A 17724-nucleotide genomic window follows, 5' to 3' on the forward strand; every position below is an offset into this window, starting at 1 on the left:
AATAAATATGAAATAAGACATACTTTTTAATTTGAGATAATATCACAACCTAGCAACGGTTATCGCTACATGTCACGAATAGCTGATTCTATTCGACACTCCATCCCTAAAAAATCCTTAAGACTCATAAATTAAGAAAATATTTTTTCTATTTCTTTTTCATAATTATTTATCGTGTTATTAATTTCTATTAACACAGTATCTTCATCAGTTGCAGGCTCGTAACCAACTATAACTTTTGGAATATCATAACTTTTTTTCAAATCAACTAGATAATGTACTAGCCCTTTTAACCTTAACTTGTTATCGTATCTCTTACCTTTTAATATTTCATTTTCGGGAAAGTTAAATACAATGTCACCATATTGTTCATCAAACGAGAGAACTATTACTACGTTTTTTAATGAAATACCTAACTGCAATTCTTCTAAAAATATATTTCCTGTACCTTTTGGTGATAAAATCTCTTCTATGCTTTTCACTTGAGAAAAGTCCATATCTTTTCCAGAAGCATTATCATAAAAATGTGATGATTTAACTTTTAATATAGACAATTTAAGTTCTTCGTAAATTAACGTATCAATTTTTCTCTTATTAAAATCAGTTAATATAATCTCTAAATTGTCCACTCATGCTCCCCCAAAAGCCCCTGCTTTCACAAATAGAGTGAAAACATTAAAGCTTGATATAGTAAGTTTTATGTAAATGTCACCGCAACCACTCTCATATGAAACTGGCTCAATGCGGAAAGCTTATTCCTATATATGATTCGTGTGGGAATAAACTTTAAAAAGGTTATCAATTATTTGCTAAGGATTTTAATGTTTGAATTTATTGGTTGTAAACAATTAGATTCTTTAAGAATCAATCTTCACGAGGAAATCTTCGAGTATTTTCTTTACCGGTTTGCTTGCCTTTGGAAGTATTTCATTTATTCGATGCAGTATGGATGGATCGTTCAATAGCATTTGCTTGTTTTCTAGAGTCGTAAAGCTTCTTAGGGTATCTATACATATCACAAATAGTTCTTCATCTTCAATGCTAAGCAATGATAGTAATATTCCGAATTCATACACATTACAGTTACTATCCATACAGTATGCCAGTTTTTTCTGCCATTCTATCGGTTTAGTAAGTGCCTTACTTGCTAATTCCTCCCAATCTTTTTGGCTAAACTCTAATAATATCTCGCTTGCAATTATACAACCATCATCGTACCATGCGTCCTCAGTTGTATTCGCAGATAAAAGATCATCTAATTCTCTATACATTTTTATCACCTTTCCATTTAAATCTTAAAATCCCGATGAACGAGGTGCACTCACACTTCCTGTTGAGTAACCGCTAGTTACATCAGCAGCAATTTTGATAACATCAATCTCAATTCCATTTATTATTGCTCTATACCAAAAGGAATCTGATAAGACATTCCACATAGCAAGTAATTTCTCGTCCAAATGAGTTACAACATAGCCTAAAAACTCTTAGAGGTCTTCTTTTACAATTCTATATCTTTCCCTTCTTCTACTACCTTATCTCTCCATAATACTAGTAATTTTCTAAATTCAGAGGTTTCAATTCTACACTGGTTATTTGGAGGGCTCATAAAAAGGTTAATTGCACTTGTATAATTAGATTCTATATAAACAGCTGCTATATTCCCCTCTATTTCATAATGTGGAAATTTTTTGTCTACTACATTATCTAAAATCTGTACATATTCATCTACCTCATCGTCTAAAGTATCTTCTAAAAAATGAGAGATAATAAAAATTTCTTTTGGTAAACGTATTCTCAATCCCCCAAGCCCATCACGATAAAATTCATATGTATATTTCATTTTTCACCTCCTCGTATGAATAGGATATGCTGTTATTATCTCATTATTTTCTATAGCTATTACTTCTTCAATTTCTTTTTCAATTTCATCTTCACGAGCTTTGTCACTATCGTGTTTAAAGTATAAATCAAATAATAAGTTTTTTAGGCATTGCAATTAATCTCGCACGTTTGTTATCTTCGTGGTCTTTTGATTCAAATATCGATTTACATTTCATTTAACTTTAAAAAACCTTGAAAGGTTAAAGGCCAATCAAGGTCAAAGTTTAAATAGCGACTATTATTTATGTATTTCCCTTTCCCATACTTTCTTTCCGTCGATTAAAAATACTGCACCTGGTGGATCATCATAGAGAGAAATTTCAATCAATGAACTTCTCCCTTGTCTTAACCAATCATATACACTACCTTCGTTAGTAGCAGGATGGGATATAATATGATTTACTTGAAATGCAACTGCATCATATTCTGTATAATTCACATCATCGTCATCCAACCCATTGTCTGTTTCAAAGAGTGTGTCTGGTTTACCGATAATCTTTAATCCACTTTGCCATTCTATTATCAGTTTACTACCTCCATACTCATCTAGTGTTTTTATTAAAGAATTATATTCCATTTGTATCATCCTTTTCTTATGGTTCTAATGGTTTTGAAGGAACTATGTGCGCACCATCTTTTCCATAATGTATCATGCCTCTAGTAGTTTCTAGATATTTCCCAGTTTGCATATCATAGTATTTTCCTATTACTTGACCAAATTCGGCAACACCTTGTAGAAATTCCAGAGCAGCGGTAGCTGTTTTTAGATAAAAATTTATATTCAATATTATACAAGGATGTAAATTATACTTTTTTATCCGATTACAAGAACTATTTTCTAATCGAACGAGCCTTCACTCTCTTTTCAATAAGACTACGTTTTTGAACTGTAATCATTCTTTAGTAATTTCTAAATTTATTCTTCATGTACCTCTAATTAGACGTACCTAGATACTCATATATACCCATTGTTTTTTGTTTGTGTTCATGGAGATATGCAATACTTTTTATTTAATAGATTTAATAGACTTAATTAAATTATCAACCCAAATAGAACTTGCCCCATATAACCTTTCATTATCCTTCCATTGTTTTAAAAGATTATTTGTACACTCTTCCCATTCTGGATAATTCATCTTAAACCGCCTAATAAACTCACTTGTTCCTCCTAGTAATGCATGTTCTTCATGTGAAACAATAAGTCCCCATTTTCCTTGAGTTGAATATATAGCATTCTCTAAAAATAATTGGACTTCATCATAATCATGTAAACTTGTAACGTCATCTATTATCCAATGTCTACTTTGATAACTATTTGTCTTCTCAACATTTTTAAAAATATCTGTTCCCTCAACCTCAGAAATGTAAAATTCATTTTCTTTAAAAGTAACCATAGTTTCTTGAAGTGCAATAAACTGCTTCTCAGTTAAATAATAGCCATCAGTTGGAAATAAAATTATTACTTCCTTTATATTTTTAGTAAACACATATTGAAAAGGATTGGTGCTCATAAAAATTTTCTCAAAAGTATGCATTAAATCCTGTTTAGTATTTTCATTAGTAATTTCATTTATCAACAAATACACTCCCTTTTACTCTATAAATTTAATTTTCCATAATCCAGTAACACCATTTCCCACAAACCCTCCAGCTTGATAGGTTAGCTTACTTTCTAATTCTTCATTTCTATCGCTATGAAAATTAGATTTTCGCAAATGGTGACGAATTGAAAACTGGTGGTTGGATGTATTTTGATAAGGAATATGTAAGTTGGCTTAGATAATGAAAAAATCCGGCTCTTGCAAGTCGGATTTTCTTTAACTCTATTAAAATATTATAATTATTAATTGAAATGCAGTGACTTCTAGCAAAGTTTTGCAGTTAGCTATTTAAAAGGATAAGCATATCTCTTTTAAATATAGCAGCTATTTCTGCTTCCTCTAATGAATCCCCCCATCTAAAAACTATATCACCTTTTGGGCAGAGATGAATGGAAAGATTAAAATAATCTATTTCATCTTTCCATTGATTATATTCATTAAATGCTTTTCCGAAGATTCCGCTAATGTTTTCTTCCGTAAGCATATCACTACTTTTACTTGCAATGATTGTAAATCTTTTAGGGTTACTAGAAACTATTTCAATGGCAGCTGGAAGTTTCTCAAGACAAAACTCTGCAATACTTGAGTAGAAAGTTTTCCCTCCAACTTCCATCTCAACTTCTGGACCCTTATGAAATACCTCAAGTTTCCATTTGGTTTGAAGAGCCTTCCATACTTTTCGGTATTTTTCAATCTTAGAGTTCGTGTCTTTGATTTCAATAACTGCAAGCAAGTAGAATTTGTAGACATAAGTTAAATCATGTTTCATACATACTTGCTTGATTTCAGTGCCACATACTTCTTTGAATTGATTCTTTTCATCTGGGCTAAATAACATGGAGCCATTAACACTGTATACACTTAAATTTGGTAAATTACCAACTCTTTTAATTGCTTCATCTTTACTAAACCATTTGTAGTATGAGAATGCATCTTCTTTTACTTCATTCCAACACTTCATCTTCCCACCTCAATTTTAATGGTCATAATGATTTCCATGTATATCACTAAAATGTGACCCTCTATTTTTGGATGGATCATCTGGGTAAGTATGACCGCCTGAATGCTCTCTTATAATCTTACCATCTTTGAAATAATAGTCTCTTCCAGGTATAGGGTTCCCTCTTTTATCTACAGCTGGTGTAACCTTAGTTGGCTGTTCATTAACAGGAATACCGCTTGCTTTCTAATTTATCACTTACATTTGGTTTTATTTCAGTATAGTTTTCGAAAGTTACATCGCCAGCCCCTTGAAAAAACTCGATAGCACCTTATATAAATTACCATTTTGATTATTTTAGTCTCTTATTGCATCTATATCATTTAATACTTGTTTCTTGTGAGAAATCATAAAAATAAAATCTTTTATTGGTAACATTAATCTAGTATCTGCTTCACCAATAAAATCAATAATAATTCCTTTATTTTCAGTGCTTCCTATTAGATATTGATTTCCCTCTAAAAAAAATCCAATATATTTATCACCAGAATAAAGGATATCGTCAAAGTTCTTCTGTTTTTCCTTATCATTGCTTTTTACAAAATTTATTGTTTCTTCTAAATTGTCATCGTCAATTTCTAGGATTAAGAAATCGTTTATTTTACTCAATTCTCTAAAACTGTACCTTTTCAATATCTCTTTTACTTTGGACTCACACATAACAATAACTCCTTTACGGTGTTGGAACAGGATAAACTGTCCATACATACCGCGCGATCTTATGCCCAAAAATCTGCCTAACGAAATAACCTGTCCAACTTTATGGAGTTACTTCAATAGTGTACGGCTGCAAATTTGTTGGAGGAATGCTTGTTTTAACTAATAAACCCTTTAACATTATTTGAATTTTTCAAGGTCATGATATGGATTGGCTATGCTTTCTCCAACCTCATCCATGGTTTCTTGGATTTCATGTAGTATCAAGCTATCAATATGGTGCTCCTGACTAATGGAATCGTTAATCTTAGATCATCAAGATTAATTTACCTTTCATTCAATAGCTTTTCCATGACCTGTCTTATTTGGTCTCTCATTAATTTTTCAATGGATATTGTAGCCCCTCTACCACCCGTAACTCCGCTAACAGACCTACTAGCAGTTGAAGTTTTTACATTCAGAGAAAGCGGAGAAAAGATTTAACTTAAAAAATGCCACAGATACATAATTCCGTGGCAACATTTATATTTCGCTATCTTTTTGATAACTTCCTTTCAATATATGGATAATCAAGTAATTCAAGTAGTTTTTTAGAAAGATAATTTGATTGATATTGATCCAATTCAGTGTTAACAATTAAAATGTCATTTTCTTTTCTAATAAGTTGATCAGATCCATTCTCTAGTAATAACAAGTTCATTTCAAACCTATTCATTAATTTTCCAATCACTTTAAACAAAACATTTAAGCCCTCATTAAATGTGTTACCGAATATTAGTACTCGAATGGACTTATTGACATTTAGCTCATAGTGACTCCTTATAAATTCTATATCTGAAATGTCTTCAATTTCTATATCCATCGAAAAGTATTTGTAAGCTATATGAATTTCCTCTGTATTTTCTTTTATAGTAACATCTTCATTTAATATTTTTTTGGAGATACTTTCTATTTCTTGTCCCAACGACTTATGACTTAAATCCGATAACAGAAATAATTCACAATCCATAAAATTAACCTCCGAATACTCTTGTAACGACTCTATCTTTAACTATGAGTAGCTCTTTTAAATTCTTTAAATCCCATTTGGATTTGCTTTTCAACGAAAATAGTTACTCTACTGATTTCTTTATTTTTCCACAAATTTCTTTAGCATTAATTTTATGCTTAGAATTCTGCATAAGATTATCCAAGAAATTTTCTATGAAATTTTTTACGGAAACTTCAAATATACTACTTGGTACATATTCAAATCCCATTGAATTAATAAATGAAACACCTTCTGAGATATAAGTCGACTCATTATTCCAAGCAATCTCTATTTCATCTCCAACTCTTCTGAAAAATACATCTGGAAAAAATGAACCAGCTCTACTTGAAAACCAAGAATGTTTAAATTCCCAATCTTGTTTTTTGTCGAACCACTCATCAAATTCATCCTCATTATCTGAATCAAACTCCAAACAATTTTCTAGTAATTCAATAGAATGCCTTCCTTCAACAGGAAGAGGGAATGGTTCAGTACTCAATATATGCTTTAGGTTTTCGCTAAACCACTCGACTATATACATTACGTTCCATTGATAGTTTACGATTGTATCCTTACGTTTATATTGACAAATATCCTTTCCATTAACAAAAAATTGAAAGCTCCCCCATGTTTCACCAATCCAACCTCTTTCATTAAAAGGATTATTGAGAAACTCATATTGAATTGCAAATGTGTTTTTCTCACCAAAAACTTTCACCATGAAACACCTCATTTGTTCTTTGGAAATTTATTGTATTCAACCTTTGTAATCTTACCATTTTTAAACATCTATCTTAATACATCGGTAAGTACTTCTTTTGCAGGATTTTTCACTTCATACGGATGCCAGCCTGTTTCGTCGTCTGGTTGAAATTTAATAAGTTTTCCCTCGTCAACATTATAAAGTTGTTTATTCTTTGAGTCGTTCAATTTTTCTATTTGATGTAATCTTCAATACTCATCTTCAAACAAGCAATTATATATTGTACCCCTGTCTTTTTTAAAGTAATAAGAAAACCCGCAACGACAGCGAATTTTATTGTCATTGTGGGTTTTAAGTTATAGATTCAGACTAGCTTTCAATTCGGAATATTCCTCTTTTACCAGTTCTTTAATTTTGATAAATTGAAGTTCCTCCTCTGAATTAAAACCCATCTCAACTCTGTTTATTTCAACTATAGTCTTAGTTTTGTCTACTGAACCTAATAAAATAGTTATATCGTTTTCCCCAAGGTACACATTAAATTCAGCTTTATAATCAAAGATATTTCCATTTATCATTGAAATATCGAAAATCGGGTTACCTTCAATCACTTTTATCTCTTGCAATGGCATCTCTTCCAATTTTGATTGGTTTACAGCAGTTAGAGTGATACTCCTTAATGTTCCTGTTTTTTCCCCTAAACCTATTTCAAGTAATGAATTTTGTATATTACCTGTTCGCCAGTACACTTTATTTTCAACGTAAGTTTTCTGCTCACCAATTTCAACAGAGAATGGCACATAATAGTCAATCTCTATATTACATTTTTGTATATCAATAAGATCTACTAACTTAAGCATTATTTTCCTCCATTCTGCGTATTATATCGAGCATGTTTTACAACAACAAACGAGTTAAAGCTAAACGAAAAAGCATGAACCCGGTACAATACAAGCCCATGCCCAAGAAGTTACCTAATAAAATAACCTGTCTAACTTTATGGGGTCACTTCACTTAATTAAATCTGCTTCACTTAAACCTATTCCCTATCTATTAACCGCTATATAATGTTTATCATGTGCAGTAATTTCACTACTTCTCTTTATAAAAAGCTATTTATCCGCACTCGGTAGCCTCGCTTAAAAGAAAACGATGGCGTATTAGTCCATCGTTCTCTTATTAATAATTAATCTAGTATTAGTTGCTTCTCAGTATCCAAAAACTCCTCAACAAGTTCTTTTATTGTATATTTTGAATCAGAAGGATAATAAAATGCATCCGATACTTTTCTAAAAAATTCATACATATTTTGGGGCGTATTAAGTATTGAAAAAATATTTTCAATATCCCTAAACATATTATCACCAGAAGAGTTATTATATATCTCTTTCATAATGCTATATAGCCACTTATGATACTCTTTATTCATGACTTCCGAAGAACTGTCAGAGATTATTCTTTTAAGTAAATCATCTACTTTATCTTCTGCTTGTTCCCACGCCAATTCAAGGATATCCTCAGAATTAACAGTAGGATTATTCTCTAGATATGTAACAGCATAATTTGTTACTTCTAAAGAAGAAATTAACTTAAACTGTCTACCAATAAACAAAGTAGTCCAGTTACAATCAAATCCATTTTTCTTAATTATTTCAACTGTATACATTCTTCTATCTCCCCCACTGATTTATTTTTCCTGTAACTTTTCCGTCAGGTATAAATGTTCTATGTGTTACTTTGTTAGTCGTAGGGTCGACCACCCATTCAAACACGCCATTTATTGTTTTTTTCGTCTGTAACACTTCAGGGGCGTTATTCTTAACCTTTACATATTTCGTGTCATACTTCACCATTGAACCTTCTATCTGATACAACGAATCCATATGCCCTTTTTTATTTGGTAAATCAAATCTTTGAGCATCAACTGCATAGTTATCAATTATATCATTGAAGCTATGGTAAAAATTATCTTTTAATGCACTACCCACTCGAGTATTATCTAAAACAGGATGCTTAAGTTCATCCGTCCCCTTAGTACCATGTCCTCCTTTATCAAGCTTATTAGTCTCTTTAACTTTCTTAACAGACCCACCATCAGACGAAGAAGACTGGATTTTTTGAAGAGTATCCTTACCATTTTGAACCGTCTTACTCCAAACAAATCCACCATGTGTAGCAACACCTGCTCCGGCTAATGTAAGAACTGCATTAGCTGGAAGAGCAATTGGTAATGCTGCCCCACCAGTTATTCCTCCTAACAATACGGTTCCAATATTAGATCCTGTTACAAGAGCATAACCACCTAAAATTTCTACAATAGACAACGCTCCTGATAAGACATTTCCCGTAAGCTTTCCAGTTTGATAGGTTAGATTGCTTTCTAATTCATCATCATCAGATGATTTTAGTCCAGTAGCGTTTTCGAAAATCGCATTACCAGCACCTTGAAAAAACCCGATAAAACCTTGCATAACCCCCCAAGCACCGATAGCTATTTTTTGATACCATCGTCTATTGGCTTCTTGTTCTTGTAAAGCTGACGCATTATTCTCGGGTGCCGTTGAAGTGAAAACAATGGACAACATGTAAGCTGGTACACAAGCTTTTATCGATGAATTACGCCGTTTACGTGCTGATGTTTATAAAATTAATAAAGACGGTAAAACAGCAGACGTTGTTTGATTATCTGGCACAGGAATCAATCTTAGAGAAGATGCTAGCACAGGTGATGTCATTGTTGAACAGATTAATAATGCTGGAGCATATGATGTACACTATCGTTATGAAAATTGGATTTTTGTAAATGGTGGTGGGTTAAAAGAAGGCGGTTAGATGTATTTTAATGAATCATATGTAAGTTGGCTTAGATAATGAAGAGAACTGCTCCAATACAAAGGGGATGGCTCTCTAATACTTTTACATGTTCCTTTAAAGTCTAAATTACATTACGGTGTATTTATATTATTTTGTAGCTAAATTGACTTTTTTTACTATCACTACAAACAATTTTCTATTACCCATTTCTTTGCTTGTTCTCGTTCCAATAGGATGGGTTGCTCCAATGTACCAATATTAATACTATGAAAAAATGCCTCTTCAATTCCTTTGATATTTTCTAATGTTGCTCCACTAAATAAAGTATTTTCAAATCTTGATAAACTTATATCCACATTACTTAATCTTACATTGCTAAAATCAGTTGATGAGAAGTTAGTATCTGACAGGTTACATTCTGTTAAATTAGCATTGTTAAATAGTGCTTCCCAAAAATCAGATTTGCTGAAATTAACATTTTTTAAAATTGCATAAGAAAAATTAGTATATCCCAAATCTGATTTATAAAAATCACAAGAATCTAAATTAGTTTTTTTATAAGTTGATGAACATAAAACTGATCCATGAAAATCAACATTCTTTAAATTAAGACCATCAAAGATACACCCTGTCAAATATGACTGTTCTAACAAACTTTTAGAACAATCTATATTTCTAAAATCTACTTCATCTAAATTTAATTGATCTCCTTCTTCGCCAATTGTCTCAACCCATCTCTTGTGTAATTCAAACTTACTAGCAACATTACTCCCCATTTACTTCCTCCTTATGGATACCATATTATTTTATCTGCTATTCCTGCTTCATCAATTGCTTTTTTTAGTTGTCCAATATGTTCAGGTACCAATTTTCTTATATCAATAATGACATGATTACCTTTGTCAAATTCTTTGTATATTTTATCCATAGTTCTTTGAACTGTAAAAGCACCTTTTTTAGGTGAAGTATAACCATGAGGATACGATTCAAAACTTTTTACATCCCATTTCAAACCAGTTGTTGTATTAATAAATTCCGCTCCTTTGTATTGGAGCAGCTTCTTTAATATTTTCACTTTTTCTTTTAGCTATATTATTAAAATTATATAGTGAAACGTATAATTTTTTCTGTTGAATTTACTTTATAAGTTTATTCCCCTTTTAAGTCAGGATAAACTATGAATTTTCTATTAGTTAATATAGAATATTTATGCTGAAGTAAAATATTCCCCATCTTGATTCATCAATATTAGTTTAGTATATTTTTTCCTCAGTCTCATATAAAATTCATTTACTATTAATTCACAGTTATCATCACTACTTAATTCTATAGTTATAACACGCTTAATTTTTATATCATGATTTAATAATACCTCTTCAATTTCCTCTTGATAATAATCTTTATCTAATCCTTTTCCTGAATAACTTATCCAAACTGAAGCATCTTTATTCTGAATTGTAAAATCACCAATATCATTTTTGTACCCATTCAAATCCTTGATTATGTCTGTTAAATCCTTGTCTTCTATAAACTCTTCTGAAAATACTTGATAATTTCTGCTCACTTATTTCCCTCCTATTAACTTTTTAAGTTCTTCAAGATTTTGTATAACTTTAACTCCAGTTAACTCTATTCCTGGAATCTTTGTAGGTGATATATTTGGTGCGTAAAGTATTACACCTCTCCCTTCCGGATTAATATATCGTGCTCTTTCATCAAAATACTTAGCAAATGTAGATGATTCTTTAGATTTCTTACCATTAAATGCATCAATAATATATTTATCTGTTTCTACATCAATTTCATCTATTCTACCATTTGGTGTATCTATATTTTTTCTGAATGCTATTACACGTTCTTTTATAGCATCTGCTACTTCACCTTCAATCTTTAATGCAGGATCTTTTGATTTCAACGCTTTATTAATTTTTTTACCTATTTTACAATTAATTAGATAACCATTCGTATTTTTTGTTCATTCTATTGATAACCCTTGTTTTACTTGAAATAATAACCTTTCTAATTCTTCTTTCTCTTCAGGTTTCTCTGCGCTTACTTTTTCTACTTGGCCTTTCAAATATTCATAGAACTCTTGAAAACTTAAATATACCTCACTATCCTCATTAGCACTCGAAGTAGCTTGGTTAACAGAAAACAATACCTTGTTATTTTGCAATTCAAAAAATGCCTCATCAGATTCACCTAAATCATTTGCAAATAAAATTGATTTTCCACCACTTCCGAAACCTTCTTTTTTACTAAAATAATGTAATGCTTCTTGCAATTTATTTCTAACATCTGATATCTCAAAAAAATAATCCTTCATTAAAATATCTAATTCATTTTTATCGGTAATCAATTTGTACTCCATTATGCCTCTACTCCTTAATCTATAATAGTACAGACCCTCGTTCAATATTGAAAATGTCTATCTCATTTTGCACAAATAAGTCTTCAAGCTTATCTGAACCATTTTGTTGAGCAAATAAATATTCTTTTTCTGATATTGGAACTGAAAGCAACCACGCGACTTTTTTCTCTAGAAAATCGATTGTTTGTAACTGATCTTCCCACAGAAATGGTGGCACAAAAAGCATATGTTTCATTTCACTGTTAGGATAATAAAACTTCAACACATCCAAAAATATTTGACCTGGATAGATTGGCATTTTTGAGTTGATTACACAAAAAGCACATGTTGCTAGTACATTTGCATAATCTTTATAAGCTGTTGCACTCGCACCAACAATTTCTACTCGCAAAGACTTTTCATCTATAGATCGTCCTATTGAATGCATATACAAGCCAATAGTAGAATACGATGTAATACCCTCACAAGGTCTATCCCCTGTTGATAAAATATCTATATTACTTATATCATTATCATCCCAATATTTAGAAACAGCAGGATTACCTCCAAACGCTTTTAAAGCTGATTTAGCAATTATTTTACTTTCATTTGGTATCCCCATTATGCTCTCCTCCACTTCGCTAATACTTCTTAATAATTTGTTTTCAAGATTATTTTCTGGGAATTCTTCTGCTTCAGGAGCTCTAACCTCATCAATAAACTTCTTTTCTGAAGCACCAAAGCCTTTATAATTTTTTTGTGCTTGGTTTAAAGAAACACCATTTGGACCAATTACAACATTTGGCATATTATGTGCCACTGTATCATATTCCCAATAACAAACTTCACAAATATCATAGTCATCCTCAATCGTAAAGTACCCACAACATAGACATTTTTTTGCTGTCATTTTAACCACCTCTCTTTACTTTGGAGCATATAATTTAATTTGTTTTAACCAGTAATCAATTCCATCTGCCGGTTTGAAATATGTTGATGCCCTCCATATTGGTTAATAATTCCAAACCCATTTATGGCATTGTCATATCTAAAATATGTCCCTTCATTAGAAACAAAAATTTGAGTTGTTGATTTTGAATATTTTCCCAAAAAATTCTCTGTATCCTGTAGATATTCCTCTGATGAATCATAATCATGTTTTTCAGCATGCTTTTCTAAAGTACTCTTACCCTTATCATTTAACTATAAAACTTTTTATAACTATAAAAAACCTTGAAAGGCTAAAAGCCAATCAAGGTCAAAGTTTAAATAGCGATTATTATTTATGTATTTCCCTTTCCCATACTTTCTTTCCTTCGGTTAAAAATACTGCACTTGGTGGATCATCATAGAGAGAAATTTCAACCAATGAACTTCTCTCTTGTCTTAACCAATCATATACACTACCTTCGTTAGTAGCAGGATGGGATAAAATACGATTTACTTGAAATGCAACTGCATCATATTCTGTATAATTCACATCATCGTCATCCAACCCATTGTCTGTTTCAAAGAGTGTGTCTGGTTTACCGATAATCTTTAATCCACTTTGCCATTCTATTATCAGTTTACTACCTCCATACTCATCTAGTGTTTTTATTAAAGAATTATATTCCATTTGTATCATCCTTTTCTTATGGTTCTAATGGTTTTGAAGGAACTATGTGCGCACCATCTTTTCCATAATGTATCATGCCTCTAGTAGTCTCTATATATTTCCCAGTTTGCATATCATAGTATTTCCCTATTACTTGACCAAAGTCTACTCTTTCTCTACCGTTTTTTAATACTGTACCTTTCCTGGCAAACTTATCAAGCAATTCTTGTGCTGTTTTATTATCACCATACAAAATACTCTTGTTTTTTCCATTTGCAACCTCTTGTTTGTAGTTAGGTGTATTAGGAATATATTTTTCTTGAGCTCCAGCTTTCACTTTTAATGGGTAACCATGTACTTCACGGTATGGACCTTTAGGTACAGAATCTTTTCCATAAGAAGGTATACGATTAACCGTACCCTTACCTCCACCAGAAGACTGGAACCTTTGAAGAGTATCAATACTATTTTGAACGGTATTATACCAGACAAATCCACCATGTGTAGCAACACCTGCTCCGGCTAATGTAAGAACTGCATTAGCTGGAAGAGCAATTGGTGATGCTGTTGTTGAGCAGATTAAAAATCCTGGAGCATATGATGTACATTATGATTATGAAAATTGGATTTTTGTAAATGGTGGTGGGTTAAAAGAAGGTATCTGGATGTATTTTAATGAGGAATATGTGAGGTAGTTTAGATAATGAAGAAATCCGGCTCTTGGGAGCCGGATTTTCCTTAGTTTAATTCTATCTTAACAATCTCAACCACCGTAATCTCTATGTCCCATTAACATGATAGAACTAGCACTTTGATTATCCTCAAGCACTTTTTCTTGGTCTAGCTCTTTAAAGTTTCATTTTTTCATATTATATCTAACATATCATTGTAAATTACAAATTACTATTTTCCTTCAACCATTTTTCTGCTGTTTTTTCTGCTAAAATTACAGGATTATCAGCTGTTCCTATATTAATGGATCTTATTAATGCTTTTTCCAAATTTAATAAACTACTTAATTTAGTATGATTAAATAGTGTCTCCTCTAAGAAAACTGATTCAAAATCCACATTTGTTAACTCTGAATTACTAAAATCTGCTTTATATAAGTTGCTAAAAACAAATCCACTATCTTGAATAATTGTTGAAGAAAAATCGACTTCCATTAAGTCTGCTTTAGAAAAGTTAGTTTCATATATTTTAGTATTTCTAAATGACGTATAATCTGCTTTCGCTTTAACAAAACCACTTTGCGTAATAATTGAGTTTTGAAAACTTGAAGAATACAGTTCAGCACCATAAAAATCTACATTATCAACCTTTATATCTTCTAAATTACAATCAATTAACATACTTTCTGATAAATCTATATTATAAAAATTTAATTCTCTTAAATCAAATTCATCTAGTACTAACTTTTCTCCATGATCTCCAGCGCTTTTAACAAACAAATTATGTTTTTCTAATTTCTTAGTTAAGTCTATATTCATTTTAATTTTCACCTCTTTTTTACGGATAGAATATAACTTTATTAATCCACCCTTTTTCTTTCAAAGCTTTAATTAATTCTACCTTATGTTCATTCGTTAAATCAGTTGTATTAATAATTACATCATATCCTCTATCAAATTCCTTTTTTATATTTTTAAGTGCTTTGTCAACAGTAAAAGCGCCTTTTTTCGGAGAAGTTTGACCATTTGGATAAGATTTAAAGCTTTTTACATCGTACTTTTTCCCAGTAGTTTTATCAATAAACTCTGCTCCACCTTTTGGATTGGAATCCCTGACAATATGCCCCAAATCCCCTCTTTCTTCCAATGCTAATCCTACTTCTCGTTCAATTTTAGCACCTTCAGTTATTTTTCCTCCATGAGATGGATCTCTAGCTAAGCCTTCCAATTCTTCTGCTGTTCTAGAAACTTTGTTAGCCCCACTACTTCCTTTTCCTCCACCAGAAGACTGGAATTTTTGAAGAGTATCCTTACCATTTTGAATTGTATTATACCAGACAAATCCACCATGGCCAGCAGCAGTAGCTCCAGCTACTGTAAGAACGCCATTAACCGGGACAGCAATTGGTATTGCTCCCCCAGCAGTCACTAATCCCGCTGCTAGGGTTAAAAAATTAGAGCCTCCTATGAGGGTAAGACCAGCAAACATTTCTACAATAGACCACGCCCCAGATAAAACATGTCCCGTAAGCTTTCCAGCTTGATAGCTTGTACTGTTTTCTAATTCATCACTTACAGGTGGTGTTAATCCAAAAACGTTTTCGACAATTGCAATGTCAAAACCTTGAGAAAATCCGGGAATACCTTGTAGAAATTCCAAAGCAGCGGTACCTGTTTTTTGATACCATGGTTTATTGGCTTCTTGTTCTTCTAAGGCCATTTCTTCTTCAATTTCTTTTTCAATTTCAGCTTCACGAGCTTTCTCTTCTGCAATTTTTTGAATAGGCCCCGTCCACTCCATATGCAACCCTTGCGTACTAAATGTGCCTGATGCGGGGCTAAAACCTTTTCCGCTTTGAACTTCCGCAAGACCTTGCGCAATGCTCGCAGCTAGTTGGAGTGCTGTATCATAATTACTACTAGAAGTAGAATTGAATTCACGCAGATGGTTTAGCTTTTCTTGCAGCTTTTGTTTCATTAAATCAAAAATACCCATCATAGCTTGCATGCCGGGAAGGGTATTACTAATTACCTCCATACCTGCTTTCGTTTGGTCAATCCCCCGAATTTGTTCTTCTATTTCTTGTTCGATTACATCTGTTGAAGCTACTTTGGATTGAAAATCGTTTGGAAAGGCATCATTTTGATAGATCAATTCTTCACACAAGTAAATAATCCCTTGCGCTAAAGGACGGAATGTTTGAGCGAAGAATGCTTTTGCACTGTCGTAAGTTTGCCCTTGCAAAACAGCATCGAATACAAAAGCGTCAATCGAATTGATGGCTTGTTCCATACCTTGAATCGTTGCAGTGCACATAGCATTCATACTTTGTGTTTGAGATTGCACTTCTCCTAGATACATGTCTAGGCTCATGATCTCACCTCCAGTGCTAACTTTTGGCGCTGATGGTGAAGATCATTTTCTAGGTTACTTAAGTTTTGCTTTTCCTTTAGCAACGTTTCTTTTTGGTCTTCCAATTCGTAGGTAACCTTTCGCTCAATTTGCCCTGCATCTTGACGCAAATTATGGAAGAATTGTCCTAGTTCTCTATCATTATGCCAAGTTTCTAATATACGGTCAAACAAGCGATAGCTTTGCCCTTTCCATTGATAAAAGTCTACTTCCGCTTGTTCTTGCTTTTGAATCGCGCATTGATTTTGATATTGTTCTTCAGATAGACTTCTTAATTTTTCGTTCAGTTGCTTCATTTGTTTCTCTATATCTTGACTCATCTTTTCCCTCCTACTTTTTTAGTTCACATAGGTATCAGTTAAAGGGGCTTTTATGAAAGGATAATTGTGAAAAATTGTTTTGAAGTGCGTTATCCATACGCTCGAACTCGTTAGCTACAGAATGAATGTTGCTAACGGCTTGTTGAAAGGCGCTATAAAATTGTTTCGTTAATTCCAAAGCTTGTTGATTCGCTTCTTGTGCTTTGGCGTTGACGGATAACGTTGTACGTGACGATTTGGTTATGGATCTACTTGTGGCATTTTGAATCGTATTGGCAGCTGTTCCCATTTGCGTTGCGATTTGTCCTGCCGTTTGAAAATTACTTTGAAATTGTCCCATCACTTGAATCCTCTCTCTCTTTTTCTGTCGAGCCTTTCAGAATTCGTTCGAAATATTTCGAATTTATCAATAAATTAGTAAACTATGAAAATTATATCATATAAAAAATTCCAATGATTGTATATTTTTCTTTTTTGTTCCTTCTCAAAACATTTCATTTGATGGATCCTGTTTCCATCTCCGCCAAACGCTTCGGCAACGGATTATGTAGTTTTAGATGCTGGGCAAGCTTTAAAAGGTTTTCAGAAGAAGAAATTAGAATACTAATAACTGAGGTTTTACGTTATAGGAATAAATGGAGAACTTCCACAGTGCTATCAAGTTAGGCTTTTGAACTGCATGCAAAA

At 32.3% G+C, this 17724-nt stretch carries 26 protein-coding genes and 3 pseudogenes; 1 reads left to right on the forward strand and 28 read right to left on the reverse strand.

Annotated elements, in window-relative coordinates; all coding sequences use genetic code 11:
• Positions 1-131 precede the first annotated feature (131 nt).
• The 13 genes and pseudogenes from BR72_RS24095 to BR72_RS24145 form a co-directional block, all read right to left on the reverse strand.
• Positions 132-629: a hypothetical protein gene (locus BR72_RS24095; RefSeq protein ID WP_035437914.1), complete on the reverse strand. Its 498-nt coding sequence runs from the start codon at positions 627-629 to the stop codon at positions 132-134.
• Positions 630-857: 228 nt separating this feature from the next.
• A complete protein-coding gene (locus BR72_RS24100) occupies positions 858-1271 on the reverse strand; it encodes a hypothetical protein (protein ID WP_035437916.1) in 414 nt (137 codons plus the stop codon).
• A 24-nt stretch (positions 1272-1295) separates the two neighbouring features.
• A complete protein-coding gene (locus BR72_RS26895; RefSeq protein WP_197059969.1) occupies positions 1296-1436 on the reverse strand; it encodes a hypothetical protein in 141 nt (46 codons plus the stop codon).
• 62 nt (positions 1437-1498) lie between these two features.
• Positions 1499-1840, reverse strand: a complete 342-nt coding sequence (locus tag BR72_RS24105; RefSeq protein WP_035437918.1) for a hypothetical protein — start codon at positions 1838-1840, stop codon at positions 1499-1501.
• A gap of 279 nt (positions 1841-2119) precedes the next feature.
• Positions 2120-2458: a hypothetical protein gene (locus BR72_RS24110; protein WP_035437919.1), complete on the reverse strand. Its 339-nt coding sequence runs from the start codon at positions 2456-2458 to the stop codon at positions 2120-2122.
• A gap of 16 nt (positions 2459-2474) precedes the next feature.
• A pseudogene (locus BR72_RS27395) lies at positions 2475-2603 on the reverse strand (polymorphic toxin type 50 domain-containing protein); the annotation flags it as partial.
• A 285-nt stretch (positions 2604-2888) separates the two neighbouring features.
• On the reverse strand, positions 2889-3458 hold the full coding sequence (locus BR72_RS24120) for a hypothetical protein (RefSeq protein WP_035437921.1): 570 nt from the start codon (positions 3456-3458) through the stop codon (positions 2889-2891).
• 304 nt (positions 3459-3762) lie between these two features.
• On the reverse strand, positions 3763-4443 hold the full coding sequence (locus BR72_RS24125; RefSeq protein WP_035437923.1) for a hypothetical protein: 681 nt from the start codon (positions 4441-4443) through the stop codon (positions 3763-3765).
• Positions 4444-4458: 15 nt separating this feature from the next.
• On the reverse strand, positions 4459-4656 hold the full coding sequence (locus BR72_RS27400; protein WP_269320434.1) for an HNH/endonuclease VII fold putative polymorphic toxin: 198 nt from the start codon (positions 4654-4656) through the stop codon (positions 4459-4461).
• A gap of 123 nt (positions 4657-4779) precedes the next feature.
• A complete protein-coding gene (locus tag BR72_RS24130) occupies positions 4780-5142 on the reverse strand; it encodes a hypothetical protein (RefSeq protein ID WP_035437925.1) in 363 nt (120 codons plus the stop codon).
• Between the two features lie 529 nt (positions 5143-5671).
• Positions 5672-6148, reverse strand: coding sequence for a hypothetical protein (locus tag BR72_RS24135; protein ID WP_035437927.1), 477 nt, complete (start codon positions 6146-6148; stop codon positions 5672-5674).
• 103 nt (positions 6149-6251) lie between these two features.
• Positions 6252-6890: a DUF5984 family protein gene (locus BR72_RS24140; protein WP_231559768.1), complete on the reverse strand. Its 639-nt coding sequence runs from the start codon at positions 6888-6890 to the stop codon at positions 6252-6254.
• Positions 6891-7228: 338 nt separating this feature from the next.
• Positions 7229-7732 (reverse strand): hypothetical protein, encoded by a 504-nt coding sequence (locus BR72_RS24145; protein ID WP_035437930.1) that lies wholly within the window; start codon positions 7730-7732, stop codon positions 7229-7231.
• Positions 7733-7764: 32 nt separating this feature from the next.
• On the opposite strand from BR72_RS24145, the gene BR72_RS27705 reads away from it, so the two are divergent.
• Positions 7765-7890 carry an IS3 family transposase gene (locus BR72_RS27705; protein WP_371261872.1) on the forward strand — a complete coding sequence of 42 codons (126 nt, stop codon included), beginning with the start codon at positions 7765-7767 and terminating at the stop codon, positions 7888-7890.
• A gap of 168 nt (positions 7891-8058) precedes the next feature.
• On the opposite strand, the gene BR72_RS24150 is transcribed toward BR72_RS27705, so the two are convergent.
• The 15 genes and pseudogenes from BR72_RS24150 to BR72_RS24215 all read right to left on the reverse strand — a co-directional run bounded on the left by BR72_RS24150 (position 8059) and on the right by BR72_RS24215 (position 17377).
• On the reverse strand, positions 8059-8538 hold the full coding sequence (locus tag BR72_RS24150) for a DUF2247 family protein (protein ID WP_035437932.1): 480 nt from the start codon (positions 8536-8538) through the stop codon (positions 8059-8061).
• 4 nt (positions 8539-8542) lie between these two features.
• Positions 8543-9457: a hypothetical protein gene (locus BR72_RS27275; RefSeq protein WP_051957423.1), complete on the reverse strand. Its 915-nt coding sequence runs from the start codon at positions 9455-9457 to the stop codon at positions 8543-8545.
• A gap of 411 nt (positions 9458-9868) precedes the next feature.
• Positions 9869-10462, reverse strand: a complete 594-nt coding sequence (locus BR72_RS24160) for a pentapeptide repeat-containing protein (RefSeq protein ID WP_035437934.1) — start codon at positions 10460-10462, stop codon at positions 9869-9871.
• Positions 10463-10473: 11 nt separating this feature from the next.
• Positions 10474-10761, reverse strand: a complete 288-nt coding sequence (locus BR72_RS24165) for a hypothetical protein (protein ID WP_035437936.1) — start codon at positions 10759-10761, stop codon at positions 10474-10476.
• 132 nt (positions 10762-10893) lie between these two features.
• Positions 10894-11250, reverse strand: a complete 357-nt coding sequence (locus BR72_RS24170) for a hypothetical protein (RefSeq protein WP_035437938.1) — start codon at positions 11248-11250, stop codon at positions 10894-10896.
• Complete coding sequence (locus tag BR72_RS24175) at positions 11251-11601, reverse strand: hypothetical protein (RefSeq protein WP_035437939.1); 351 nt, start codon at positions 11599-11601, stop codon at positions 11251-11253.
• A gap of 60 nt (positions 11602-11661) precedes the next feature.
• A complete protein-coding gene (gene cdiI, locus BR72_RS24180; RefSeq protein WP_035437941.1) occupies positions 11662-12057 on the reverse strand; it encodes a ribonuclease toxin immunity protein CdiI in 396 nt (131 codons plus the stop codon).
• A 19-nt stretch (positions 12058-12076) separates the two neighbouring features.
• A complete protein-coding gene (locus tag BR72_RS24185) occupies positions 12077-12658 on the reverse strand; it encodes a suppressor of fused domain protein (RefSeq protein WP_035438022.1) in 582 nt (193 codons plus the stop codon).
• 75 nt (positions 12659-12733) lie between these two features.
• Positions 12734-12946: pseudogene (locus BR72_RS26110) on the reverse strand (CPCC family cysteine-rich protein); the annotation flags it as partial.
• Positions 12947-13315: 369 nt separating this feature from the next.
• A complete protein-coding gene (locus tag BR72_RS24190) occupies positions 13316-13654 on the reverse strand; it encodes a hypothetical protein (RefSeq protein WP_035437943.1) in 339 nt (112 codons plus the stop codon).
• Between the two features lie 16 nt (positions 13655-13670).
• A pseudogene (locus BR72_RS27540) lies at positions 13671-14198 on the reverse strand (polymorphic toxin type 50 domain-containing protein); the annotation flags it as partial.
• A 328-nt stretch (positions 14199-14526) separates the two neighbouring features.
• Positions 14527-15123, reverse strand: a complete 597-nt coding sequence (locus tag BR72_RS24200) for a pentapeptide repeat-containing protein (RefSeq protein ID WP_035437947.1) — start codon at positions 15121-15123, stop codon at positions 14527-14529.
• A 19-nt stretch (positions 15124-15142) separates the two neighbouring features.
• Entirely contained in the window at positions 15143-16678 is a 1536-nt protein-coding gene (locus BR72_RS24205; RefSeq protein ID WP_051957425.1) for a T7SS effector LXG polymorphic toxin, read from the reverse strand.
• Complete coding sequence (locus tag BR72_RS24210; protein ID WP_035437949.1) at positions 16675-17037, reverse strand: DUF3958 family protein; 363 nt, start codon at positions 17035-17037, stop codon at positions 16675-16677. Before BR72_RS24210 ends, BR72_RS24205 begins: the two co-directional genes overlap by 4 nt.
• 34 nt (positions 17038-17071) lie before the next feature.
• Positions 17072-17377, reverse strand: coding sequence for a TIGR04197 family type VII secretion effector (locus BR72_RS24215; protein WP_035437951.1), 306 nt, complete (start codon positions 17375-17377; stop codon positions 17072-17074).
• Between the last annotated feature and the right edge of the window lie 347 nt (positions 17378-17724).

It is taken from the genome of Bacillus sp. UNC322MFChir4.1 (genome assembly GCF_000746135.1).
Lineage (GTDB): Bacteria > Bacillota > Bacilli > Bacillales > Bacillaceae_G > Bacillus_A.